The 23,888-nt window shown below is 64.6% G+C and carries 19 protein-coding genes and 2 pseudogenes; 17 read left to right on the top strand and 4 right to left on the bottom strand.

Translation table 11 applies throughout. From position 1 onward, the window contains the following. A partial coding sequence (locus AC1D3B_RS35350; protein WP_478195324.1) for an NAD-dependent succinate-semialdehyde dehydrogenase occupies window positions 1–1,156 on the bottom strand: 1,156 nt, incomplete at its 3' end. Then, window positions 1,153–2,421: a 4-aminobutyrate--2-oxoglutarate transaminase gene (locus AC1D3B_RS35345; protein ID WP_478195323.1), complete on the bottom strand. Its 1,269-nt coding sequence runs from the start codon at window positions 2,419–2,421 to the stop codon at window positions 1,153–1,155. The genes AC1D3B_RS35350 and AC1D3B_RS35345, both read right to left, overlap by 4 nt. Window positions 2,422–2,528: 107 nt before the next feature. Here AC1D3B_RS35345 and pdxR point away from each other — a divergent pair, with 107 nt between their 5' ends. Then, window positions 2,529–3,989 carry a MocR-like pyridoxine biosynthesis transcription factor PdxR gene (gene pdxR, locus AC1D3B_RS35340; RefSeq protein WP_478195322.1) on the top strand — a complete coding sequence of 487 codons (1,461 nt, stop codon included), beginning with the start codon at window positions 2,529–2,531 and terminating at the stop codon, window positions 3,987–3,989. Between the two features lie 426 nt (window positions 3,990–4,415). On the opposite strand, the gene AC1D3B_RS35335 is transcribed toward pdxR, so the two are convergent. Then, window positions 4,416–5,348 carry a MurR/RpiR family transcriptional regulator gene (locus AC1D3B_RS35335; protein ID WP_478195321.1) on the bottom strand — a complete coding sequence of 311 codons (933 nt, stop codon included), beginning with the start codon at window positions 5,346–5,348 and terminating at the stop codon, window positions 4,416–4,418. Beyond that, entirely contained in the window at window positions 5,329–6,759 is a 1,431-nt protein-coding gene (locus AC1D3B_RS35330; protein ID WP_478195320.1) for an amidase, read from the bottom strand. The genes AC1D3B_RS35335 and AC1D3B_RS35330 overlap by 20 nt, the downstream gene beginning before the upstream one ends. Before the next feature lie 181 nt (window positions 6,760–6,940). Here AC1D3B_RS35330 and AC1D3B_RS35325 point away from each other — a divergent pair, with 181 nt between their 5' ends. The 16 genes and pseudogenes from AC1D3B_RS35325 to AC1D3B_RS35250 form a co-directional block, all read left to right on the top strand. Next, complete coding sequence (locus tag AC1D3B_RS35325; protein ID WP_478195319.1) at window positions 6,941–8,563, top strand: ABC transporter substrate-binding protein; 1,623 nt, start codon at window positions 6,941–6,943, stop codon at window positions 8,561–8,563. Then, complete coding sequence (locus AC1D3B_RS35320) at window positions 8,560–9,582, top strand: ABC transporter permease (protein ID WP_478195318.1); 1,023 nt, start codon at window positions 8,560–8,562, stop codon at window positions 9,580–9,582. Before AC1D3B_RS35325 ends, AC1D3B_RS35320 begins: the two co-directional genes overlap by 4 nt. Next, the gene (locus AC1D3B_RS35315; protein ID WP_478090063.1) at window positions 9,579–10,433 is read left to right on the top strand and encodes an ABC transporter permease; all 855 of its coding nucleotides are present in this window, start codon (window positions 9,579–9,581) and stop codon (window positions 10,431–10,433) included. Before AC1D3B_RS35320 ends, AC1D3B_RS35315 begins: the two co-directional genes overlap by 4 nt. Then, a complete protein-coding gene (locus tag AC1D3B_RS35310) occupies window positions 10,430–11,410 on the top strand; it encodes an ABC transporter ATP-binding protein (protein ID WP_478195317.1) in 981 nt (326 codons plus the stop codon). The genes AC1D3B_RS35315 and AC1D3B_RS35310 overlap by 4 nt, the downstream gene beginning before the upstream one ends. Next, window positions 11,410–12,174: an ATP-binding cassette domain-containing protein gene (locus AC1D3B_RS35305; RefSeq protein ID WP_478195316.1), complete on the top strand. Its 765-nt coding sequence runs from the start codon at window positions 11,410–11,412 to the stop codon at window positions 12,172–12,174. The genes AC1D3B_RS35310 and AC1D3B_RS35305 overlap by 1 nt, the downstream gene beginning before the upstream one ends. A 39-nt stretch (window positions 12,175–12,213) precedes the next feature. Next, window positions 12,214–13,068 (top strand): carbon-nitrogen hydrolase family protein, encoded by an 855-nt coding sequence (locus AC1D3B_RS35300; protein WP_478195315.1) that lies wholly within the window; start codon window positions 12,214–12,216, stop codon window positions 13,066–13,068. A 34-nt stretch (window positions 13,069–13,102) separates the two neighbouring features. Further along, a complete protein-coding gene (locus AC1D3B_RS35295; protein ID WP_478195314.1) occupies window positions 13,103–14,425 on the top strand; it encodes a M20 family metallopeptidase in 1,323 nt (440 codons plus the stop codon). An 82-nt stretch (window positions 14,426–14,507) separates the two neighbouring features. After that, window positions 14,508–14,711, top strand: coding sequence for a hypothetical protein (locus AC1D3B_RS35290; protein WP_478195313.1), 204 nt, complete (start codon window positions 14,508–14,510; stop codon window positions 14,709–14,711). Between the two features lie 10 nt (window positions 14,712–14,721). Then, a complete protein-coding gene (locus tag AC1D3B_RS35285; protein WP_478195312.1) occupies window positions 14,722–16,041 on the top strand; it encodes a Glu/Leu/Phe/Val family dehydrogenase in 1,320 nt (439 codons plus the stop codon). Between the two features lie 4 nt (window positions 16,042–16,045). Then, the gene (locus tag AC1D3B_RS35280) at window positions 16,046–17,362 is read left to right on the top strand and encodes an NAD(P)/FAD-dependent oxidoreductase (RefSeq protein WP_478195311.1); all 1,317 of its coding nucleotides are present in this window, start codon (window positions 16,046–16,048) and stop codon (window positions 17,360–17,362) included. Window positions 17,363–17,446: 84 nt separating this feature from the next. Beyond that, a complete protein-coding gene (locus tag AC1D3B_RS35275) occupies window positions 17,447–17,827 on the top strand; it encodes a hypothetical protein (protein ID WP_478195310.1) in 381 nt (126 codons plus the stop codon). 135 nt (window positions 17,828–17,962) lie between these two features. Further along, entirely contained in the window at window positions 17,963–19,771 is a 1,809-nt protein-coding gene (locus AC1D3B_RS35270; RefSeq protein ID WP_478195309.1) for a serine hydrolase domain-containing protein, read from the top strand. A gap of 116 nt (window positions 19,772–19,887) precedes the next feature. After that, window positions 19,888–20,925: pseudogene (locus AC1D3B_RS35265) on the top strand (IS110 family RNA-guided transposase). A 564-nt stretch (window positions 20,926–21,489) separates the two neighbouring features. Further along, a complete protein-coding gene (locus AC1D3B_RS35260) occupies window positions 21,490–22,521 on the top strand; it encodes an IS110 family RNA-guided transposase (protein ID WP_478195325.1) in 1,032 nt (343 codons plus the stop codon). 422 nt (window positions 22,522–22,943) lie between these two features. After that, a complete protein-coding gene (locus AC1D3B_RS35255) occupies window positions 22,944–23,402 on the top strand; it encodes a hypothetical protein (protein ID WP_478195308.1) in 459 nt (152 codons plus the stop codon). A gap of 330 nt (window positions 23,403–23,732) precedes the next feature. Beyond that, a pseudogene (locus AC1D3B_RS35250) lies at window positions 23,733–23,888 on the top strand (aldehyde dehydrogenase family protein); the annotation flags it as partial.

Here is a 23,888-nt window from a genome sequence, read left to right as displayed (position 1 = left end):
ACTGCTTGACGCCGCCGAAGGGCGCGACCTCGTTCGAGATCAGCCCGGTGTTGACGCCCACCATGCCGGTCTCGAGCGACTCGCTGACGCGCCGGATGCGGCGCCTGTCCTCGGTGAAGACATAGGCGGCGAGCCCGAACACCGTGGCATTGGCCATCGCAATGGCGCCGTCCTCGGTCTCGAAGCGGAACAGCGGCGCCACCGGCCCGAAGGTTTCCTCGCCCGCGACGCGCATCGATTGCGTCATGCCGGTCAGCACCGTGGGCTCGAAGAAGTTTCCGCCGAGCGGATGGCCACTGCCGCCGGTCTGCAATTTCGCGCCCTGGGTCAGCGCATCGTCGATGTGCTGGCGCACCTTGGTGATGGCGCGCCCGTCGATCAATGGGCCCTGCGTGACGCCCGGTTCCAGGCCATTGCCTACGCGCAGCGCCTCGACAGCCTTCACGAGCCGGCGAGCCAGCTCGTCATAGACGCCGGCTTGCACGTAGATTCGGTTGGCACACACGCAGGTCTGGCCCATGTTGCGGAACTTCGAGGCCATGATGCCCGTGACCGCGCGGTCCAGGTCAGCGTCGTCGAAGACGATCAAGGGCGCATTGCCGCCGAGCTCGAGAGACAGCTTCTTGATGGTCGGCGAACACTGCTGCATCAGCAGACGGCCGACGCCGGTCGAGCCGGTGAAGCTGAGCTTGCGCACCGTGTCGCTCTCGCACAGCGCGGCGCCGATCGCGGCGACGTCGCCGACCAGGATCTGCAGCACGCCGGGCGGGATGCCCGCCTCCTGCGCCAGCGCGCCGAGCGCGAACGCGGCGATCTCACCGCGCGCCTCGGCCAGCGGCTTGCCCTGCTCGAGGGTCATCAGGCGCGCCAGATCCTCCTGGTGCGCCAGCATCAGGTCGGCCCAGCGGCGCAGGATCGCGGCACGGTCGCGCGCCGTTCGTGCGCGCCAGGCCGGCAGCGCGGCCTCGGCGCCGGCGATGGCACGCCCGGCTTCGATGCGGCCCATGTTCGGCACCAGGCCGAGCAGTTCCCCATTGGCCGGGTCGCGGACCTCGAGGGTGCCTTCGTCATCGGCGGGCACCCACTGGCCATCGATCAGGCAGGCGTTCTTTAGCAGTTGCGGGCGGCTGAGCCCGAGGTCGCGCAAGCTGCTCATGCCTGCAACGCGCCATCGAGGATCGTCAGCGCACGCTCGAACAGCGCATCGGGAATGGTCAGCGGAAACAGAAAGCGGATCACGTTGCCGTGCATGCCGCAGCTCAGAAGCAACAGGCCCTGCGCCAGCGCGCGTGCCTGCACGCGCCGCACGGCCTCGGGATCGGGCCCGCCAGTCGCGGGGTCGCGCAGTTCGATCGCGACCATGGCACCCTGCGCGCGCACATCGGAAATGCCCTGGTTCGATTCCTTCGCCGCCAGCAGGCGCGCCACCAGCCGACGGCCGAGCGCGTCGGCGCGGCCGCAGAGCTGTTCGTCCTCGATCACGTCGAGCACCGCATGGGCCGAAGCCACCGCCAGCGGATTGCCCGCGTAGGTGCCGCCCAGGCCGCCGGGCGCGGGAGCGTCCATGATCGCCGCGCGGCCGGCGACGGCCGACAGCGGCATGCCGCCGGCGAGGCTCTTGGCCATGGTGATCAGGTCGGGCTCGACGCCGTGATGCAGCATCGCGAACAGGCGTCCGGTGCGTCCGAAGCCGGTCTGGATCTCGTCGGCAATCAGCACGATGCCGTGCGCATCGCAGAGCGCGCGCAGGCCCTTCATGAGCTCGGTTGGCGCGACATTGAAGCCACCCTCGCCCTGCACCGGCTCGATGATGATCGCCGCCACGCGCTGCGGGTCGATGTCGGTCTTGAACAGCTGCGCGATGGCGGCCAGCGAGTCGGCCGCGGTCACGCCCTGCTGCGTGCTCGGGAACGGCACGTGGAACACGTCGCCCGGGAACGGGCCGAAGCCGACCTTGTACGGCGCCACCTTGCCGGTCAGCGCCAGGCCCATCAGCGTGCGGCCATGGAAGCCGCCGCCGAAGGCGATCACGCCCGGCCGCCCGGTGTGGGCGCGGGCGATCTTGATGGCGTTCTCGACCGCCTCGGCGCCGGTCGTGAAGAAGGCCGTCTTCACCGGACCGCTGATCGGCGCCAGCTTGTTCAGCCGCTCGGCCAGGGTCACGACACTCTCGTACGGGACGATCTGGTAGGCCGTGTGGGTGAAGCGCGCCAGTTGCGCGGCGATGGCTGCCTCGACGCGCGGATGTCGGTGCCCAGTGTTGAGCACGGCGATGCCGGCTGCGAAGTCGATGAACTCGCGGCCTTCGACGTCCCAGAGGCTGGCGTTCTCGCCTCGTTGGGCAAAAAAGTCGCACATCACGCCGACACCGCGCGGCGTGGCTGCAAGGCGTCGGTCACGGAGTTCACTGTTGGTGGTCATGGTCAAGAAAGTGGAGTGATTGCTGAAGATCTGATTGAATGTCGAATTGGCACCAATTGAAAGATCCAATTTCGTTTGTTTGGTGGTGCCAATACAAAGAGCCAAGTATGAAATCGATCTGCGCCGACCTGGTGCTGCAGCGCCTCGCGGCCGACGTCCGCACCGCGCTGAACCGCCGGCTCTACGACTGCCTGCGCGAGGCGATCCTCGACGGCAGCCTGCCGCCGTCGAGTGCGCTGCCGGCTTCGCGCGACCTCGCGCGGGAGACCGGCATGTCGCGCAACACCGTGCTGCACGCCTATGCGCAGCTGCAGGCCGAGGGCTACCTGCATTCGCGCGTCGGCAGCGGCACCTTCGTCGCCGAGACCACGCCAGACAGCCTCCTCAGCGCGGGCCTCGCACGCAGCACCGAGCCCGCCGCCAGCTCACCGGTGCGCCTGGCGAAGCGCGCGCAGGCGCTGCTGGCCAACGCCTCGGCGGCTCCGCAGCAATGGGGAGCCTTCATGCCCGGTGTGCCCGACGTGACGCAGTTCCCGCACCGCACCTTCAGTCGCATACTCACGCGACTGTGGCGCGCACCGGCTCCGGAGCTGCTGACCTATTCGCATGGCGGCGGCCATCCGGCGCTGCGTGCCGCCATTGCCGAGCACCTGCGCGTGGCACGCTCGGTGCGCTGCGATCCAGACCAGGTGCTGGTGACCGAAGGTGTGCACCAGGCGATCGACATGACCCTGCGCATGCTGGTCGACCCACGGGACACCGTGTGGGTCGAGGAGCCGGGCTATTGGGGCTTCCACAAAGTGCTGCAGATGGGCTCAGCACGCGTGCGGCCGCTGCGCGTCGAGGCGGGGTCTGCTGCCTGGCCGCGCGGAGGGCAGCCGCCGCGGCTGATCTTCGTCACGCCGTCGCACCAGTACCCGCTGGGTTCGGTCATGAGCCTGGCGCGGCGGCGCGAGTTGCTGGACTTCGCGCGCGCATCGAGCAGCTGGATCGTGGAGGACGACTACGACAGCGAGTTCCGTTTCGCCGGCCGTCCGATTCCCGCAATGCAGGGGCTGGAGGCCGAGAGCCCAGTGATCTACGTCGGAACTTTCAGCAAGACGCTGTTTCCGGGCCTGCGCGTGGGCTACATGGTGCTTCCGAAAGCGCTGGCCGAGCCGTTTCGCACCGCCCATGCCGATCTCTACCGCGAGGGGCACGCAATCACGCAGGCTGCGCTGGCCGAACTGATCGACCAAGGTCACTACGCCGCTCACATCCGGCGCATGCGGGTGCTGTATGCGCGGCGGCGCGCGCTGCTGGCCGAACTCATCGGCGAGCGGCTCGGGCCGGCCTACCTTGATGCGCAGTCGAGCAATGCGGGGCTGCACCTGGTGCTGCGCCTGCCCGACGGCAGCGATGACGTGGCCGTCACGCAGCAGGCGCAACAGCGCGGCGTCCTGACGCGGCCGCTGTCGCGTTACTACGCGCGAGGGGGCACGCCGCGCGGCCTGCTGTTGGGATACGCCTGCGTGCAGGAGGAGCACATTGCGCCGGCGTTCGAGTTGCTGCTGGGATGCTTGCGCTGAATGAAAGGTACGTCACGAAATTGCCCGATCCCAAATCCGTAGTTGGCGCTTTTCCCTGACGCTCAACGAGGGTTGCGATCTGGCTGCGGGAACTTCTGAATAGCAAGTCACCTTCTCAATGACCGGGCACTGCCCGTCGGGGATCTGATTTGGAATCAACTCCAAAAGTACCGCACCTACCTTGCGGAGAACTCTGTGCTTGCCACCCACCAGGTCGTCAAGGGCTCTGAATTTCACCATGTCATGGTGGTGATGAACGACAAGTTGGCCGGCGGCAACCAAATTTCCTACGACAAGATCTTGGGGCTCTGTTGAATCTAGTGGGTTGCGGGGCTTGCGGGTTGATCGCATGAAGGTCGAACTTCCCCGCGATCAGCGGTTCGAAAAAACCCAACTCAAGCCCGCGTGGCGTTCACCGCGCGCGAATCAGTCGACGAACATGCCGAACGAGTCCTGCAACGCGCGAAGAGCCTTCAGCCGGTCGGCGGTGCGGTGCCTTAGCTTGCAGGCCACCTGGTCGAGCATCAAATTGGTGAGGCTCAAGTAAGGCGCCTGCGCGTCCCAGAACAGGTTGCTCTCGGTATTGACGGTGAAGACCGCGTCGGTGCAGTCGCGAGCCCAGTGGCAGTGGGTGTCGCAAATTATCACGAGCGGGACACCCTGCTGGCGGCACTGCTGCCCCAGCAACTGGCTGAACTTTGTGTAGCGACGCATTTCGAACAGCACCAGGCATGGACGTTTCGCGCTGCCAGCGAACAACTCCGCGAAGGTGCCGTCGCGGCCATCGAGCATACTGACCCCGGGGCGCAAGTACTGCAACCGGGCCGCGAAATCGGCCGCAAGGCCGCCCAAGGTCTGGAAGCCCGCGACGAACACCTGGTCGCTCGTGACGAGCCGCGCGACGGTCTGGTTCCACAATGGTGTGCCGACCAGCTCGTACACCGCGATCAGTGCGTTCACTTCGAGCTGGAGGTTGTCGTGCAGCGCGACACCATCGCGGTCGTTGCCGCGGATGCGGTCGAGCCGGTCGCTGACCAGCAGGCCGGGAGTGGTGGCGGTGCCGCGCAATTCGTTTTTCAGTTGATCGAAGCCTAGATACCCGAGCGAGCGCAGGAACCGGCTGACTGTCATCGCGCTGACGCCCACCTTGTCCGCAATCGCAGCAGCGTGTTCGAACGGCAGCAGGTGCTCGTTGGCCAGCATGTAGCTTGCGATCCTGCGGGACGAAGGTGTCATGTCCGGGTAGGCCCCGGCTATGCGGTCGCTGAGCGTCCCGCCTACGCCACGCCCGCGCGCCGCCCGTTTCGCGGCCGTCTTCGCGGCGCTGCCCGCGCTCCGATCAGACTGGCGCGGGGACATGGTCGAACCAAGGCTGCGCCTGTTCCAGTTGGCCAGCGAGTCGAAACAGCAGGTCTTCCCGACCGAACGCCGCACTGAACATCACGCCCACCGGCAAGCCGTCCGGGGTCCAGTGCAGCGGCACCGACATGCTGGGCGCGCCGCTCATGTTGAAGAGGTTGCAGAACGGGGTAAAACGCATATGTGTCCGAGTGTACGCTTCGAGCTCGGGATTGCTCATGCTCAGCGGGCCGAGTGGCACGGCGACCTGAGCCAGGGTCGGACTGAGCACGATGTCGTAGCGCTCGTGGAACGCCGCCATGCGGCGGCCGTGCTGGTGGATCTTGAGCAGCGCGTCCGCATGGTCCAGCGCGGAGAACGTGGCTGCATGGCGAACAGCGCGCCACGTCACGGGTTCGACATCGTCTTCGCGTAGTGCGCGTCCCAGCACCGCTGCCTGTCGGTGCAGGGCGCCGCTCACGCCGGTGGCCACCAGCGCCCAGGAAGCGGTTCCCAGCTCTTCCATGTTCCCGGGCAGTTGTGCCTCCTCGACGATGTGCCCGAGGCTCGAGACCAACTGCGCCGCGCTCCGGGCTGCAACGATGCACTCCGTATCGACCGGGGAGCCGGAGAGCGGTGCCAGTTGCAGCGCCACGCGCAGCCGGCCCGGGTCGGCCCCGACCTCGCTGAGGTACTTGCGCGCGACCGGAGGGGCGGCATAAGGGTCGCCCGGCGCGGCGCCCTGGGTCGCGTCCAGCAGTGCGGCACTGTCACGCACGCTCCGCGTGAGGACGTGAGCGACGCCCATGCTGCCCCAGCTTTCACCGATCACCGGGCCCAGCGGCGTGCGGGCACGGGTCGGCTTCAGCCCGAACAGGCCGCAGCAAGACGCCGGGATGCGGATCGAGCCGCCGCCGTCGCTGCCCTGGGCTGCCGGCACGATGCCGACAGCGACCGCGGCGCCGGCACCGCCCGATGATCCCCCCGAGCTGTGCTCGTGATTCCACGGATTCCGCGTAATCCCATGGAGCGCAGTCTCGGTGGAAGCAGCAAGGCCCATTTCCGGGGTGTTGGTCTTGCCGAAGATCACGAGGCCCGCCCGCTTGTAACGCTCGACCAGCGTCGAGTCCGCAGGCGCCACGCTGTCGGCAAAAAGCTTACTGCAATTGCTCGTCGTCGTCCCGGCGAGCTGCACGGAGATGTCCTTCAGCAGGAACGGAACGCCCCTGAACGGGCCGTCCGGCAGCCCGTTTCGGATCGCCGCGCGTGCCAGATCGTAGTGCGTCTGGGACAGGGCGCCGATCAGCGGGTTTACTGATTCGGCGCGATCGATGGCCGTTTGCAGCAATTCGTCGGGGGTGATGTCGCCCCTGGCCACCCGTTCGGCCAGGCCGATCGCATCGTGGCTGCGGTACTCGTCAAAAGTCAGCACGTAATCATCCTCTCGCGCGGCGCGCGTAGGCAGCCAGTATGCGCCTGTCGGCACCGGAATGTTAGTCAAACAACACTTGTTGACATTAAGATATGCAAATAACATAATTGCACGGCACTGACATGACAGTCGAACCGCGCGCTGGCGCGAACCCGGCGACCCGCTAAAAGGAGTGTTCCCCATGAAGATTCATCTGCTCGCCTGTGGCAAGCGCGGCGCGGCGACCTTGATCGCCGCCGCCATCCTCTTCGCCCCCTGCACGGTGCTGGCGCAAAAGGCGCTTAGCTGGGGCGCCGGCGGCGACGTGGACAGCATGGACGTCCACGTCGCGGGCACCGTGAACTCGTGGCAGATATACGAGATGGTTTATGAGACGCTGCTCACGACTGACAAGGACATGAGGCTTCGTCCTGGTCTGGCCGAGAGCTGGAAACAGACGTCGCCGACCAGCTATACGCTCACGCTGCGCGGAGACGCGAAATGGTCCAACGGCCGTCCGGTTGTCGCAGCCGACGTGATCGGCAGCCTTGAGCGCATCACGGGTGTGGAGATGAATGCGGTCGGCGTGGCGGCGGCAAAGAGCGAAGACGACGCGAAGAAGGCGAGCAGTAAGATCTCGTCGTACTGGTCCCGCCAATTCGGCGTCATCAAGTCCATGTCCGCGCCCGACGAACACACTGTCCGGGTGGAGCTTGAAAAGCCGCACACTGCCTTCCTCCCGGCGCTTGCCCACATTACAGCGGCGATCATCCCGATCAAGGAGCTGAAGGAGGGCAGCTACGATCCATCCAAGCAGCTCATGGGCTCCGGCCCGTTCATGGTCAGCGCTTACAGGCCCAAGGAAAGCTGGACCCTTGTGCGCAACCCGTACTACTGGCGCAAGGGCTATCCGAAGGTCGACACTCTGAATGTGTTGATCATCCCGGACGAAGGGGCGCGCGTGGCGGCGTTGCGCGACGGCCGGATCGATTACTCGACGTTTTCCAATCCGGACATTGGCCGCCTGGTGGCCGGTGACAAGCGCCTGGTCGTCGACACACAGGCGACGAGCAACTACTACCGTCTCGACATCAACGCGCTATCGGACAAATCGGCCTTCAAAGACAAGCGGGTTCGCCAAGCGATGAATCTGGCGATCGACCGCGATGCGATCGCGAACATCGTGTTTGCAGGCGCCTCAAGACCCGACTACCCGGTGCCCGGCGCCTTCGGCAAGAACGCCTGCAGGGACCTCGATACCTACAAGCTGCCCCGCGCGGCGCGGTTGGAAAAGGCGAAGAGGCTGATGGCCGCGGCCGGCAAACCGAGCGTAGATGTCGAGGTGATTGCGTCCACCGCGGACCCGATCTACGCACGCATTGCGCAGGTGATCCAGCAGAACGTGAGGCAGGTCGGCATCAACATCAAGATCCAGCAGATGCCCGCGGCCGAATACCTCAACAAGACCTTCACCAAGGGCGAGTTCGATACCTCGGTATCGTGGCTGGCAGGATACAGCGACCCGAGCATGGCGGTGGCCTGGTGGAACCCGAAGTACGCGGTGTGGAACGCGGTGTTCCAAGAGTATGTCCCGGCGCTGGCCGACTTGCTCGACAAGACGAAGAGTGCCCCTGAAGGCGCCGAGCGCGACGCCCAGCTGGCCGAGCTGTGCCGCATGATCGACGATGGAGCGAACATCCTCGCGCTGGTCACCAAGGTGGACTTCATCGTGCATCGAGGCGACACCATGGACATCCGGCTCGACCCGGTGTCCGGCTCCTCGAACACGTTCCAGTATGTGGCCGAGTTCGGCTCGAAGCGATGATTGCGCCAGCACACCCACGGAATCGGCAGCTTGCTCGCGTTCGAGCAGCGAGCGCGCGTCTGATTCCCTTCCTTGCGCCGAGGCTCGGGATCGCGGTCATCACGATGCTCGGGGTCGCTCTGATGGTCTTCGTCGCGCTTCGCCTGCTGCCCGGCGGCTACGCCGATGTCCTTCTCGGACCCTTCGCCACGCCGGAGGCGCGCTCGATGATCGGCGCCAAATACGGACTCGATCAACCTGTGCCCATCCAGTTCTTCAAGTGGCTCACGGCGCTGATGCGCGGCGACTTCGGCGTTTCAATGGTGAACAAGAGCCCCGTGATCGACGAGCTGCTCCGTCGGCTGCCAGTCACAGCTGAAATCGCAGTGCTGACGCTGGCGTTCGCGCTTGGCATCGGCTTTCCGCTCGGGATCGCCAGCGGGATTCGATCGAGTGCCAGCGGAACAGGGGGGGCGGGGCGGCTGGTGGGTGCACTCGGCGCCAGCGTGCCCGAGTTCGTGCTCGGCAGCGCTCTGATCTTCCTGTTCTCGCGCTGGTCGCTGGGCCTGAAGGTAGGCGGCTTCGTTCCGCTGTTGCAGGACCCTTGGGAAAACCTGCGATCCGTCGTGCTGCCCACCGCTTCCCTCAGCATCTTCGGCATCGCCCTCATCCTGCGGACCACCCGGGATGCGGTCCTGAGGGTGATGACCGAGGGACATATTCTGGCAGCGGTGGCCCGTGGCGAGACGCCGAACCAGATCGTGCGGCACCACATCCTGCGCAACGCGGCTATCCCGATCGTCACCGTGACTGCTACCTATTTCGGCTTCCTGCTCGGTGGCGCGATCATCGCCGAGATCCTGTTCTCGATCCCCGGTGTCGGGTACTACATCTTCAGTTCGCTCGAGAGCCGCGACTACGCGGTGGTGCAGGCTGGTGTGCTGGTGGCGTCATTTGCCTTCATCTCGCTCAACATGCTCGCGGACGTGGCGTATGCGCTGATCGACCCACGCATTGGCGCCAAGAGGGCCAGCACGTGAAGCTACTGTCTAGCCGCGCTGCGCTGCGCGTCCTGGGGGGTGACCGGCTTGGCCTGCTCGGTGCGTGCCTGCTCGCGCTGTTCCTGTTTCTCGGCGTCTTCGGCCCCCACCTGCCGCTTGGGGATCCGACGGCGATCGGCGCGGGTGTACGGCTCGGCGCGCCGACTGCACAGTTCCTCTTCGGCACCGACGAACTCGGCCGGGACTATCTGCCACGCGTGGTCGAAGGCATTGGTGCGACCTTCCTGCTGTCCTCGATCGCGGTGGTCATCACCGCAGTCATCGGCGCTTTCCTGGGTATCGCCGCCGGCTATCTGGGCGGGGCCGTCGACAGTGTGATCGCGCGCTGCGCGGACGTGCTGTTCGCCTTTCCGGCGCTGCTGTTCGGCTTGCTCGCCGCCGCCGTGATTGGCCCGGGCAGCACATCTGCCATCGTCGTGATCTCCACGGCGACGCTGCCGCTGTTCATTCGCGTGATTCGTTCAGTGTCGCTCACAGTAGGGGAGCGCGAATTCGTCGTCTCGTCGGTCATCGCCGGCGCGTCGACGATGCGCGTGATGGTGGTGCACATCCTGCCGAACGTCATGGGCGCAGCCATCGTCCAGCTGACCTACGCGCTGTCGGTCGGCATGCTGATCGAGAGCGGCCTGAGCTTCCTCGGGTTGGGCGTGCAACCGCCGAGCGCGTCGCTCGGCTCGCTGCTCCGACTCGGGAGCGTCTACCTAACGGTGGCGCCATGGCTGGTATTGATCCCCGGCGTCGTGCTGGCGTTAGCGATCGCATCCGTCAACTTGCTTGGCGACGCTATCCGGGATGGTTTGGAGCCCCTGCGTGGGAGGCCACTGACATGACGAAACGTGTTGAAATCCGGGATCTCGTAGTGTCGTACGCGTCGGGCGACAGGTCGATTTGCGCACTCGATGGCGTGAGCCTTGCGATCGCCGCCGACGAGACGATCGGCATCGTCGGGGAAAGCGGGTCAGGCAAGTCCACACTGGGCATGACCATCGGCCGCTTGCTGGCTCCGAATGCATCCTTCGACGGCGGCGACGTCTTGGTTGAAGGCCGTTCGATTCTGCGCTGCACGGACGCGCAACTGCGCGCCGTCCGACGCGACCGGCTCGGTTTCGTGTTCCAAAACCCGATGTTGGCACTGGACCCGACGATGCGCATTGGCCGCCAGATCGCCCTCGCGCTGAACTTGCCTGCCGGGTCGGCCCGCATCATCGAACTGCTCGCGAAAGCGAGCCTGAGCGATCCCGCCAGGGTGGCGGCCTGCTTCCCACACGAATTGTCCGGCGGCATGGCGCAGCGGGTGGTGATCGCCCTGGCGATCGCGCGCAACCCCGCGGTCGTGATCGCCGACGAACCGACCGCGTCCCTCGATGCCTCCATCACGGGCGCGATACTCGACTTGCTTATGGCGCTCGGCCGCGACACTGGCGCCAGCTTGGTGATCACGAGCCACGATTTGCGGATGGTCGCCCGGCGCTGCGCGCGCATCCTCGTCATGTATGGCGGCCGCGTCGTTGAGTCAGGCGAGAGCCGCCAGGTCTTCGCCGCGCCCCGTCACCCCTACACGCAGGCGTTGGTGCGGGCTGCGGCCGGCAACGAAGGCCCTGGTGGCCAGCTTCAACCTATTCCCGGAGTGCCGCCCGTGCTGCATCAGCGATCAACCAATTGCGCATTCGCGGCGCGTTGCGCGCGTGCGCAGCCGATCTGTCACAGCCAGCGCCCGGCTGACGTCAACCTGCAAGGACGGGTCGTCGCGTGCCACTTTGCGCTCGACAGCAACACTGTTCCTGCCGAGCCCTTGGAAGCGACGTGATGGTCACCGCCCAACCTACCGTCCAGTTGCGTGGACTCGGTGTCACCTACCGCAAGGGTCCGCCTTGGCACCGCATCGCCGTACCCGCCGTCAATCGGGTCGACCTCGACATCGCCCCGGGCGAAACGGTCGGCCTGGTCGGCGAATCCGGATCGGGCAAGACAACGCTGGGGAGGATCATGCTCGGTCTCGTGCGGCCCACCTTCGGGACTTTTCTGTTCGAAGGCAAGCCGTTCGATCCCGTCGTGCGGCGACAGGGCGCGCTGTCGGTGGTCTTCCAGCATCCGGAGTGGGCATTGAACCCTCGCCTGCGCTGCGGCGCCTCGATTGCCGAGCCGTTGCTGATCCAGAGACTCGGCGACCGCGCCGAGCGACAGCGCCGGGTCGCCGCCATGCTCGCCGAGGTCGGCCTCGACGGCGAGCTCGCTGCCCGCTACCCGGGCGAGTTGTCGGGCGGGCAGCGCCAGCGCATGGCGATCGCACGGGCGCTGATCACGAGCCCACGGTTTATCGTGTTCGACGAGGCAGTGAGCGCGCTCGACGTCTCGGTGCAGAGCCAGATCCTGAATCTGATCCGCGGCCTGCAACAGCAGCACCGCTTCGCCGCACTGTTCATTTCGCACGACCTCGCGGCGACCCGCTACGTCTCGCACCGGATCGCGGTCATGCGCGCGGGCGACTTGGTGGAAGTCGCTTCCGCGCAGCAGTTCTATACCCGTCCCGAGCACCCGTACAGCCGTGCGCTGCACGATTCGATCGTGTGACGACCCCGACCGCGCGAGTCGATTCCTGGAGACCCTATTTTGAAGCCTTTCTCTATCGCGGGCCTGCAACTCGCCCTGGCGCCCGGGGACAATCGAGACCGCATCGAGCGCGAAATCGCGTCGACGGTGAAGCGCTTTCCATGGGTGCAGATGGTCCTGTTGCCTGAACTTGCCTCGTTCGGCTCGGCGCTCGGCAGCGCCGAGCCATTGCCGGGACCGACCGAGGCGCGTTATCAGGCGCTCGCCCGAAAGCTCGGCATCTGGCTCGTGCCCGGATCGCTGTACGAACGGGAAGGTGACCGCATCTACAACACCGCCATCGCGATCGACCCAGCGGGCATCACCGTTGCCCGCTATCGCAAGATCTATCCGTTTCTGCCTTACGAAGCCGGCGTCACCCATGGCAGGGAATGCGTGGTGTTCGACGTGCCGGAGGTCGGGCGCTTCGGCCTGTCGATCTGCTACGACCAATGGTTTCCGGAAGTGGCCCGAGCTCTCGCGTGGAAAGGGGCGGAAGTCATCCTGCATCCCACGCTCACCAGCACCACCGATCGTGCCCAGGAGCTGGTGCTGGCGCAGGCGAACGCCATCGTGAACCAGTGCTACTTTGTGGACATCAACAATGCGGGGGAGCTTGGCAACGGCCGCTCGATCATTGTCGGGCCCGAAGGCGAGGTCATCCACCAGGCCGGCGAGCACAACGAGGTCATTCCGGTGACGCTCGACCTGGAGCGGGTTCGCGCGTCCCGTAGGCGCGGGATCAACGGGCTGGGCCAGATGCTGAAGTCCTTTCGCGATACGCGTGTCGATTTCCCGTGCTACGCGAACCCGCCGGCCGATTCGCGAAGCTTGCGTGAGTTGGGACCGCTGACGCTGCCGGCGCGCGGCGAGTAATTGTGAATGCGCGCCAGCGCGATGGAGGAACACTATGAGCACCTTGACCTCAAGCACCTTGACCTCAAGCACCTTGAATGAACAGCAGATCCTGGGCGCCGTCCGCAGCTTGAAAGGGGAGTCCGTCGACATGCTGTGCGAACTGGTGGCGCATGCGTCGTTGCTCGGAGATGAAGCCCCGGCGCAGGCCGTGATGGCGCGCAAGTTTGGTCAACTCGGGCTGAAGGTCGATGAGTTCGAGATCGATGAATCGAAGATCCAGCAGCATCCGGGCTACTCGCCTTCGCTCATTTCATACCACGGCCGACGCAACGTGGTGGGCGTGCACAGACCGCGTGGCGCCACAACCGGTCGCTCGCTGATCCTGAACGGACACATCGACGTGGTGCCGATCGGCCATCCGCAGCTGTGGGCGACGCCGCCCTTCGAGCCACGCATTGTCGGCGATCGCGTCTACGGGCGTGGTGCTGCCGACATGAAGGCGGGCATCGTCGCCTACACGATGGCGTTCAAGGCGTTGCGCCAGCTTGGCTTCGAACCGGCAGCGCCGCTCTACCTGCAGTCTGTAATCGAGGAGGAGTGCACCGGCAACGGCGCGCTGGCCTGCCTGGTCGCCGGCTACACGGCGGATGCGGCACTGATCCCTGAGCCTAGCCAGGAATGCGTCATGACTGCCCAGATCGGCGTGATGTGGATGGCGATCGAAGTCTTTGGCGTGCCCGTGCATGCGTCGCGTGCACAGGAGGGCATTGCCGCGACCGAGTTCGCCCAATACCTGGTCGACGAACTGCGCGCCCTGGAGCGGCAGTGGAACCAGCCCGAAGCGCGCCATCCGATGTATTGCGAGCATGCGCACCCGATCAACTTCAACCTTGGCCGGCTGGCGGGCGGCGAGTGGACCTCATCGGTGCCCACCCATTGCCGCGCGGACCTGCGAATCGGCTACTACCCGGGGCGGCCTGTCGTTGAGGTGCAGGCCGAGATCGAAGCATTGCTGAAGGCAGCGCATGCCCGGCATCCGCGCGCCGCTAACGTCCGGTACGAGGTGGTCTACGCTGGATTTCAATCCGAGGGCGTCGTGGTTGACATGGAAGCGCCCGTGATCTCCACCTTGATGCAGTGCCACCAGGACCTGCTGGAGGCCCAGCCCGGAACAACCGCCTTCACGGCAACGACCGACGTGAAGTTCTTTCACCTCTACGGAAAGATCCCGTCGACTTGCTACGGGCCCACCGGCGAGAGCATTCACGGCGTCGACGAATGGGTATCGATCGAGAGCCTGCAGCGCGTGACGGCGGTCTATGCCCTGTTCATTGCAAGGTGGTGCGGAGTAAATCGGCTTGCGGACCGTTCTTGAGGTCGTTGATCCGGCGTACCACTGCGGTACGCAGCCGGCGGGCGCTTTTTTGCCCGCGCGCCGGCGAACAACTGGCGTCTACATGTCGACCACCCACCTTGCCGCCCCGCAGGCCGCCGATGCAGACCGCGTGCCGCCGAACAACCCCGACTGGCGCCGTCGCAAGGACGAGGCCACGCCGCGTGGCGTCGCGGTGCAGCAGACCTTCTACGCCGCCCGTGCCGAGAGCGCCGAGCTGATCGACGACTACCTCGTCACCAAATACGTGGCCCTGGCGGGCCTGTGAGCCGCATCCGATGAACCACCGCACCACCTCCACCGAACTGGCCGACGCCAACGACGTTAAAGGCACGCTGTCCTATGTCCAGCCCACGGGCGTCAGCCCCTGGGGCACTTACCTCACGCAGGTCGACCGCGTCGTGCCGTACCTCGGCCCGCTGGCGCGCTGGGCCGAGACGCTCAAGCGCCCCAAGCGTGCGCTGATCGTCGACATCCCGGTCGAGCTGGACAACGGCGCGGTGGCCCACTTCGAGGGCTACCGCGTGCAGCACAACCTGTCGCGCGGGCCCGGCAAGGGCGGCGTGCGCTACCACCCCGATGTGACGCTCGAAGAGGTGATGGCGCTGTCGGCGTGGATGACGGTGAAGAACGCGGCCGTGAACCTGCCGTACGGCGGCGCCAAGGGCGGCATCCGCGTCGACCCGAAGGGGTTGTCCATCAAGGAGCTGGAGCGCATCACGCGGCGCTACACCAGCGAGATCGGCATCATTATCGGGCCGCAGCAGGACATCCCGGCGCCCGACGTCAACACCAACGCACAGGTCATGGCGTGGATGATGGACACCTACTCGATGAACACCGGCGCCACCGCTACCGGCGTGGTCACTGGCAAGCCGCTGCACCTGGGCGGCTCGCTGGGCCGCGTCAAGGCCACCGGCCGAGGCGTGTTCGTCACCGGCCGCGAGGCGATGCAGCGGTTGGGCATCGAGCTGGCCGGCGCGTGCGTCGCGGTGCAGGGCTTCGGCAATGTCGGCGGCGTGGCGGCTGAACTGTTCGCGCAGGCCGGCGCGCGCATCGTCGCAGCGCAGGACCACACCGGCACCGTCTACCAGCCCGGCGGCCTGGACGTGGCGGCGCTACAGGCCCACGTGGCACAGCATGGCGGCGTGCACGCTTTTGCGGGCGCCGAGGTGCTGGGCGACGATGCCTTCTGGGACGTACCCACAGAGGTGCTGATTCCGGCCGCGCTGGAAGGTCAATTGACCGCGGAGCGGGCCGGGCGCCTGGCCGCGCGGCTGGTGCTCGAGGGCGCCAACGGGCCAACCGTGCCGCGGGCCGATGACATCTTGGCCGAGCGCGGCGTCACCGTGGTGCCCGACGTGATCTGCAATGCCGGCGGTGTCACGGTGTCGTACTTCGAATGGGTGCAAGACTTTTCCAGTTTCTTCTGGACCGAGGAGGCGATCAACCAGCGACTGGACAAGATCATCCTCGATGCCTTCCGGCACATCTGGCACACGGCTGACACGCACTGCATCGGGCTGCGCACGGCGGCCTTCGTTGTGGCCTGCTCGCGCATCCTGACGGCGCGGCAGGAACGCGGCCTGTACCCCTGACGCGATGGCCAGCCCCGTGCATCGCATCGTAGTGGTTGGGGGGGGCGCCGGTGGCCTGGAGCTGGCGACGCGGCTGGGCAATCGCCTGGGCCGCCGCGGCCTTGCCCACGTCACGCTCATCGACCGCAACCGCACCCACTTCTGGAAGCCCCACCTCCACGAGATTGCCGCCGGCAGCATGAACCTCGGCCTGCACGAGCTGAGCTACATGGCGCAGGCGCACTGGCATGGCTTCACCGACCGCATCGGCGAGATGACCTGGCTGGACCGCGACCGCCGTGTCGTGCAGGTGGCGCCGCATCTCGATGAGCACGGCCGGCCGGTGACACCGGCGCGCGAGTTCCCGTACAACACGCTGGTCATCGCGGTCGGCAGCCAGACCAACGACTTCGGCACGCCCGGCGTGCGCGAACACGCGGTGGCGCTGGAGACACCGGCCGATGCCGAGCGCTTCCACCGTCGGCTGGTCAACGCCTGCATCCGCGCCCATGCACAGAGCTCGCCGCTGGCGCCCTGGCAGTTGAAGGTGGCCATCATCGGCGCCGGTGCCACTGGCGTGGAACTGGCCGCCGAGCTGCAGCGCACGACGCGCGAGCTGATCAGCTACGGCCTCGATCGGCTCGACCATGCGCGGCACATCGGCATCCACCTCATCGAGGCCGGCCCGCGTGTGCTGCCGGCGCTGCCAGAGCGGCTGTCGGCCGGTGCCCTGCGGCAGTTGCAGGCCCAGCACGTGACCGTGCACACCGGCGCCCGCGTCGCCGCGGTGGACGGGCAGGGCGTGCAGCTGGCCGACGGCCGGCGCATCGATGCCGAGCTGGTGGTGTGGGCCGCGGGCATCCGCGCGCCGGCATTCCTGGCCGGGCTGGGATTGGAAACCAATGCATTGAACCAGCTGAAGGTGCTGCCGACGCTGCAGACCACGCAGGACGATCACGTGTTCGCCGTTGGCGACTGTGCCGCCTGCCCATGGCTGGGCCGCGAGCCGGCCACCGTGCCGCCGCGCGCGCAAGCCGCGCACCAGCAGGCCACGCATGTGGCCGATGCCCTGGCGCGCCGGCTGCGCGGCCGGCCGCTCAAGCCTTGGCACTACCGCGACTTCGGCTCGTTGGTCTCGCTGGGGCGCTACAGCACGGTGGGCAACCTGATGGGCAGCCTGAAGGGGGGCACGCTGTGGCTGGACGGGTATTTGGCGTGGGTGATGTACCTGTCGCTCTACCAGATGCACCAGCACGTGCTGCATGGCGCGGCACGGGTCGTGCTCAACATGCTCGGGCACTTCTTCACGCGCCGCACCCGCCCGCGCGTGAAGCTCCATTGAGCCGTTGGGGCATGGCACCCCAATGGGTTACGCACACGAGGGATTGGTCGAGGCGGCAAGGGCATCATCCCCACCCCGTCGAGCATGTGGGCCCACGACGCCAAGCTGAACACCCCGTCGTTGTCGGCGCCGAACATGATCTCAATGGCCTGGTGGCCGGCCTACGCCACGCCGTCGGACTGGCTGATCGGTCTGTTCCGCACCGAGAAGCCGACCGTGTTCAACCTGTCGAACTACTCGAACCCGGCCTTCGACGAGCTGGTCAAACAAGGGCGTCGAGAAGGAAGCCAGCGACCGCGCGGCCGCCACACCAAGACCGTCAACCCGGACGTGATGTCCGGCCCCAACGCGCCGTCGGTATTCGGCGTACGCGGCGGCAAGCAGGTGGCCGAGAGCCTGACCGGCAAGTTCGCTCTGGAGACCAACAACATCGGAGCCGACGGCACGATCGCCGCCCGCTTCTGAGGCCGCTGGATCTCAGGGGATACGGCAGCAGGATTGACGCCGGGACGTGAGCATTCATGAGGGTTACAGGCGAATTGCAGGGACGACTATTGAGTCATCTTTAGGCAATCCAAAAATCCAAATCGGAAACAAATAATGACAAGCCTTCAACTTCTAAAAACGCTGTGCGCCGCCGCATGCGTGGCTGGGGCGCTGAGTGCCCGCGGAACTGGAGGACAGGTTGATAACTTCGAAATTTATGCGCCTCTTTATGCGCCTTTGTCAGGTACCGGCGCGGTCGCCCGCACCGCCGCCAATCTCAGCTACGCCACCTTGATGGGTAGCTCCACCAGCTTAGTCGACTATGGCGCCTTTGCCGTTCCAACGAACGCAGCCAACCCCGGCCAAACTTTCGAGGGCACGCTGACGCTAAATAACCTCGGCGCCACTGGTAGCTTCAGTGAACAGGGCACCTCGCGTGCCGTTTTTTACCAGGATCCGGGCCACCTACCCGCCTTTTCTTTTCAGTTCGTTCAGAGCGGAACGCACATCGTCCCCGTCGCGCGCGGCTTGATCAGCACCACTCATCCAAATTGGTCCTACATCCTAGAACCGGGTCGGGTTTGGAGGGAAACGAACGATCAAGGCTACGCCCGCGCAGCTATGCCTTTTTCCCTGCAGGAAAAAGGCGCGAACTGCACCCATAACGGGGTGATGAGCTTTCTCTTCAAGTCTGACGGCAGTGTCAGCAAAGTCGCCTACCAGATCGCTGGCGAGACATGCCAGTACTTCAAATTCAATATGTGGGGCCTTGCGGCGGCTAGCTACACGCCACAAACCATCGACAAAGCCGCCGAAACAATCACCGCCTACCAGAACGAAGTCGCCGCACGCATGCCGACCAGGCCAATCGATCAGTTAGCCACTGATTTCCCCGCCTCTGGAATCGTGCCAGCAAATATCGGCAGCGAACAATCCCTTTCTGCCAGGAGCCTCTGGGGAGTTGCCACTGACGGCATCAACTACGTCGGCGGCTGCGAAACACGCTATGGAACCTATCCGTTTTGCGATGTCATGGACCTGCCCTCCTACTCGCTGGCCAAATCGGTAGCTGGGGCCATTGGCCTGATGCGGATTGAGAAGAAGTATGAAGGTGTTCAGAGCGCGATGACCATACAAGCGACAGTAGGGCCGTGTTCCGGCAACCAATGGAGGGAAGTAACACTACTGAATACGCTGGACATGGCGACGGGCAACTATGCGAGTGCCGGCTATGAGGTGGACGAACGCTCCGCAAACGCATACAGCAATTTCTTCAGCGTCAATACGTACAGCCAGAAAGCCACTCATGCCTGCAGCTACTCCAGGATGTCCACGCCTGGAACAACCTGGGTCTATCACACCTCCGACACCTTTCTGCTCGGCTCCGCTCTCAACATGATCTATAAACATTGGGAAGGCGATACCAAGGACTACTACCGCGATATGCTGGTGACCGAGCTGTGGAAGCCGCTGAAAATGAGCCCAACCACTTGGACCTCCACCCGTGTCGTCGACAGCGTCGCCCATCCCTTTACCGGCTATGGCCTCACCTTTCACCATGACGACATGGTCAAGATCGGTGAATTTCTGAACAAGAACAACGCGTCCATCGCCGGTGCGCAGATGCTCGACAGCACCCTCTACAACGAAGCCATGCAAAGAACCAGCAGCCACGGTCTGACCGCCGGCGCCGCCAGTTACAAGTATCTGCACGGCTTCTGGGCTTGGGACGCGGGCAGCCAGGATTCAGACGCGGCTGTCTGCCCAAATGCGAAGTGGATTCCCTTTATGTCCGGATTCGGCGGCATCGGCCTTGTCCTTCTTCCAAACAATATGGTGTATTACTACGTAAGTGACAATCACGAGTATGGGTTCAAAAACGCAGTGATCGAACTGAATAAGATCCGGAGCATCTGCAAATAGATGGGATGGACACCCGCCGCCCCTCGGGGCGGGATGGGCGAGGATAGAGGCACCCCGGGACCGAACGGTGCCAAAGTGGCATCTCCATCCACCACCTCAGGAACAGAGGGTCCGAAATGAATCGTACGACGTATGGTCTGGATATTGCAAAGCGCGTATTTCAGATGCACTGGGTCGATGTCGACACCGGAGAGATCGTGAATCGACGCTTCAGCCGGACAGACCTGATCGAGTTCTTGTCGAAGGGCTCTCCAGGGCAGGTCGCACTTAGGAGGCGTGTGGCAGTGGGCATTGGTGGGCGCGCAAGATCCGCGCGCTTGGCCACGAAGCGGTGTTGCTGCACGCGAAGTTCATTCGACCTTTTGTGCAAACCAATAAGACCGATGCTGCTGATGCCCGGGCGATTTGGACTGCTGTTCAGCAGCCTGGCATGCGTACGGGGGCGGTCAAGAGTGAAGAACAGCAAGCGGTGCTGGGGCTGCACCGAGTGCGCACTCAACTGACCAAGTTCCGGACGATGCAGATCTATCAGCTGCGCAGTCTGCTCTACGAGTTTGGCGTGACGTTGAGAACCGGCAGGCGGGCAGGTTTGGCCGAGCTGCAGAACCGAATGACTGACATTGAGGGTCAAGTGCCCGGTGTGCCGATGGACGTGTTGCAAGAGCAACGCGCGCGCGTTCACAGCTTGGACGAACAGATTTCGATTCTCGAGAAAAGAATAGCAGCCTGGCCGAAACAGGAAGCCAGTTGACGTTCGTTGTTGGCGATCCCGGGCATAGGCCCCTTGACTGCCAGCGCATTGGTCGCCACCGTGGGTGACATACGCACCTTCAAGTCGGGGCGTGAGCTGGCATCGTTCATAAGGGCTGGTGCCGCGGCAGCGCGGAACCGGCGGCAAGATTCAGCTGGGCACGATCAGCAAACGCGGGGATCCCTACCTGCGCACCCTGCTGATTCATGGCGCCAGATCGGTGTTGTTCAGATCGAGCAAGCCGAATCCCTGGGCAGAGGAACTGAGCAAGCGGCGTCATGCCAATGTCGCGGTCGTCGCATTGGACAACAAGATGGCACGAACCGCGTGGGCGATTCTCGCTCATGGTCAAGCCTACCAAGCGGGTTACATCAGAACCCGGCCACAGGCGCAAATGACCTAGTTCGATGAGAGTGCACCGAAGGTTGCGCAGGTTGATGATGAAGTGATGGCACGACAGGTCGGACCGCAAGAACTCAAACCTGAATAATGTCTTGCGCTCAAAGCGCGGCGACTAGATGAGGCAGTTCTTGGCGAATTCCATCAGGGCCCGCAGGCGGAGCCTGCATCCAAGGCCGAATGCAAGACTGCATCCAGTACCCGATTGCCTTCATCGCCACATCCACTTGCACAACGGCGGGTGTCCATATAAGACATGATGGTCGCCGTCCCAGCGTAAGCGGGCGGTCTCCAACGTCGTAGATTGAACGCCGAGGCGTGTAGAGCTACATGCTGTGGCTTTCGTCGTTAGCAACACAAGGAGATGCTATGGATGCCTCCCTCCCGAAGGGGAGTCAGGACGGTCGTTGCTCGCAGAGATCAAGCCCAGCGCGAGCGGGGTGGACCCTCTGCTGGATACGGCATCAAAGTGCCCAAGGCGTGATAGACCGAGGTCTTCACAAACACCGCAGAGGGTCCAGTCATGAATCGTAGTACAGGCATGAATGCAGGACAAATCATCGGCACCATGAACGGCCGGCAGGTCGTCGGCCTGGACATTGCCAAGCACGTCTTTCAGCTGCACACGGTGGACATGGGCACGGGCGAGGTCATCAACGTGCAGCTCAGGCGCGCCAAGGTCATCGCGCACTTTGCCAATCGCCAGCCCTGCCTCATCGCCATCGAAGCCTGCGGGGGCGGCCACCACTGGGCGCGCGAATTGATGGTGCTGGGCCACACGGTGCGCCTGCTGCACGCCAAGGCGGTGCGGCCCTTCGTCTCGGGCAACAAGACCGATGCCACCGATGCTCGTGCGATCTGGCTTGCCGTGCAGCAGCCTGGCGTGAAATTCGTTGGCATCAAGACCGCGGTCCAGCAAGCCACGCTCACGCTGCATCGCCAGCGCGAACTCCTGATGAAGATGCGCACCATGCAAACCAACGCTCTGCGTGGGCTGCTGTATGAATTCGGCGCCACCTTCGCCAAGGGCCGCAATGCCCTGTTCAAGGACGTCGAGCAGGCTCTGGAAGAGCTCTCGCCACAGTTGCCTCAAACGGTCAGGGACAGCCTGCACGAGCAAGTCGAGCGCATCAAGGTATTGAGCCAGGACATGCAGACGATAGAGAAGCGCCTGGCGCTCCAACTCAAGGCCGATTCGGACATGCAGCGCATTGCGCAGATTCCAGGCGTGGGCCTGCTGACGGCGACCGCGGCCATTGCCACCATGGGCGAGGCCATCGCCTTTAGGTCAGGACGAGAGTTCTGCGCCTGGCTGGGCCTGGTGCCCTCACAAACTGGCACGGGCGGCAAGGTGCGCCTGGGCAACATCTCCAAGCGGGGTGACACGTACATGCGTACCTTGCTCATTCACGGCGCCAGAAGTGTGCTGATACATGCCAAGGAGCCTGGGGCGTGGCTTGAGGGGCTCAAGAGTCGCAGGCCAGCCAACGTGGTGATCGTGGCACAGGCCGCCAAGATGGCCCGAACGATCTGGGCCGTGACGGCCAAGCAGCAGGATTACCAAAGGGGCTTTCAAAGCCTCAGGCCGCAAACGGCCTGACGTCAGGACAGCCAATTCATCAACCAACGAAAGAAAGGATATGGATCGGTCTTCGCAAGGGCAGTGAGGCAGCAACGAGTGAAGTGATGTGAAACAGGTCAGACCGGGACGAGCTAAACCTGCATGGTCGGTCGGACATAAAAAGTCCGCCATAGGAGATGAGGCGCTTGTCAGCGGATATGCATGGGGGCCAGCGGGCGAGCCGGGAAACCAGGCGAACCTCGCAAGCAAGGCCGGATATAAGGACGCAGCCGACTTCTTCGCAGCACGACATGAATTCTTCTTGCTACCCGGGAGGCATCCATATAAGACCGACCATGAAAGAGCGTGCCAAGTTTCGCGTGGGCCTGGATTTCCATAAGGACAACATCAGTGTTGGCGCGGCCGAGTTGGGTCGAGCACTGGCACCGTTGATTGGCTAGGTGGCGCACGATCTGAACAAGCTTCTGAAGGTGTTGACCAAGATCGGATCCGCCGAGCAGTTGCACACCGTGTATGAGGCTGGACCGACCGGCCTGGGGCTGCAACGCGCCTTGAAGGAAAGGGGCTACCTCTGCGAGATCATTGCCCCTTCGCAGATCCCGCGGCGTCCGGGCGACCGAGTCAAGCCGATGGACGTGACTGCATTCAATTGGCCGAGTGCTCCCGCGCCGGCCAGTTCAGTGCGGTGTGCATACCCGAGCTTGGCGACGGAGCGATCCGCGACTTGGCGCGCGCGCGAAGTCAACAGCCGTGTCCAGGCCCGGCACCAACTCAAGGGCTTCTTGCTGCGCCACGACATCCGCTACCCCGGCAAGACCTCGTGGAGCATTGCCTACTACCGCTGGCTGTCGACGCTGAACCTCGACGCCGGCGCCACCCAGACGGCGTTTACCGAGTAATGGCACACGGTTGAGGCCGCTGACGAGCGAGTCGATCGGTTGATGAAGGCGCTGGTGGCGTCGATCACGAACCGGCGTTTCGAGCCTGTAGTCCGTGCGCTCGAAGCTCAGCGACCAATTGCAGCAAAGACGTCGCGGCAATCCCAAAGGCGGCGATCATAGGCGTTCATTCCACCATGAACACCCGAGGGCCGGCTGTAGCGGCTGCGACGCTCGAGCTGTGCTCGCGTCGCATGTGTCCTTCACTCAGCGCAAGCATTTCGACAGCACCTCGAAGGCCGCGCGATGCGTTCGTCCTGCACGCAGGCATAGGCGTGCAGCACGGTGTTGCGCGACATGCCGGCCTGGCGCGCACGAACGGCGCGCGACCGTGCCGCGATCCTGCGCCGCTGGGCCGACCTGATGCTGGCGCACCAGGAGGATCTGGCGCGCCTGATGACCCTCGAGCAGGGCAAGCCGCTGGCCGAGGCGCGCGGTGAGATCGCC

Source organism: Variovorax sp. P5_A3, from assembly GCF_056400665.1.
The sequence above is the reverse complement of the archived record's forward strand: the minus strand, read 5'-3'. Positions and strand labels throughout refer to the sequence as shown.

Excerpts from the sequence above, each read along its gene's own strand:
- AC1D3B_RS35310 (WP_478195317.1), top strand. The coding sequence starts at position 10,430 with ATGACGAAACGTGTTGAAATCCGGGATCTCGTAGTGTCGTACGCGTCG.
- AC1D3B_RS35280 (WP_478195311.1), top strand. The coding sequence starts at position 16,046 with ATGGCCAGCCCCGTGCATCGCATCGTAGTGGTTGGGGGGGGCGCCGGT.
- AC1D3B_RS35285 (WP_478195312.1), top strand. The coding sequence starts at position 14,722 with ATGAACCACCGCACCACCTCCACCGAACTGGCCGACGCCAACGACGTT.
- AC1D3B_RS35325 (WP_478195319.1), top strand. The coding sequence starts at position 6,941 with ATGAAGATTCATCTGCTCGCCTGTGGCAAGCGCGGCGCGGCGACCTTG.
- AC1D3B_RS35295 (WP_478195314.1), top strand. The coding sequence starts at position 13,103 with ATGAGCACCTTGACCTCAAGCACCTTGACCTCAAGCACCTTGAATGAA.
- AC1D3B_RS35320 (WP_478195318.1), top strand. The coding sequence starts at position 8,560 with ATGATTGCGCCAGCACACCCACGGAATCGGCAGCTTGCTCGCGTTCGA.
- AC1D3B_RS35275 (WP_478195310.1), top strand. The coding sequence starts at position 17,447 with ATGTGGGCCCACGACGCCAAGCTGAACACCCCGTCGTTGTCGGCGCCG.
- pdxR (WP_478195322.1), top strand. The coding sequence starts at position 2,529 with ATGAAATCGATCTGCGCCGACCTGGTGCTGCAGCGCCTCGCGGCCGAC.
- AC1D3B_RS35290 (WP_478195313.1), top strand. The coding sequence starts at position 14,508 with ATGTCGACCACCCACCTTGCCGCCCCGCAGGCCGCCGATGCAGACCGC.
- AC1D3B_RS35305 (WP_478195316.1), top strand. The coding sequence starts at position 11,410 with ATGGTCACCGCCCAACCTACCGTCCAGTTGCGTGGACTCGGTGTCACC.
- AC1D3B_RS35270 (WP_478195309.1), top strand. The coding sequence starts at position 17,963 with ATGACAAGCCTTCAACTTCTAAAAACGCTGTGCGCCGCCGCATGCGTG.
- AC1D3B_RS35335 (WP_478195321.1), bottom strand. The coding sequence starts at position 5,348 with ATGTCCCCGCGCCAGTCTGATCGGAGCGCGGGCAGCGCCGCGAAGACG.
- AC1D3B_RS35345 (WP_478195323.1), bottom strand. The coding sequence starts at position 2,421 with ATGACCACCAACAGTGAACTCCGTGACCGACGCCTTGCAGCCACGCCG.
- AC1D3B_RS35260 (WP_478195325.1), top strand. The coding sequence starts at position 21,490 with ATGAACGGCCGGCAGGTCGTCGGCCTGGACATTGCCAAGCACGTCTTT.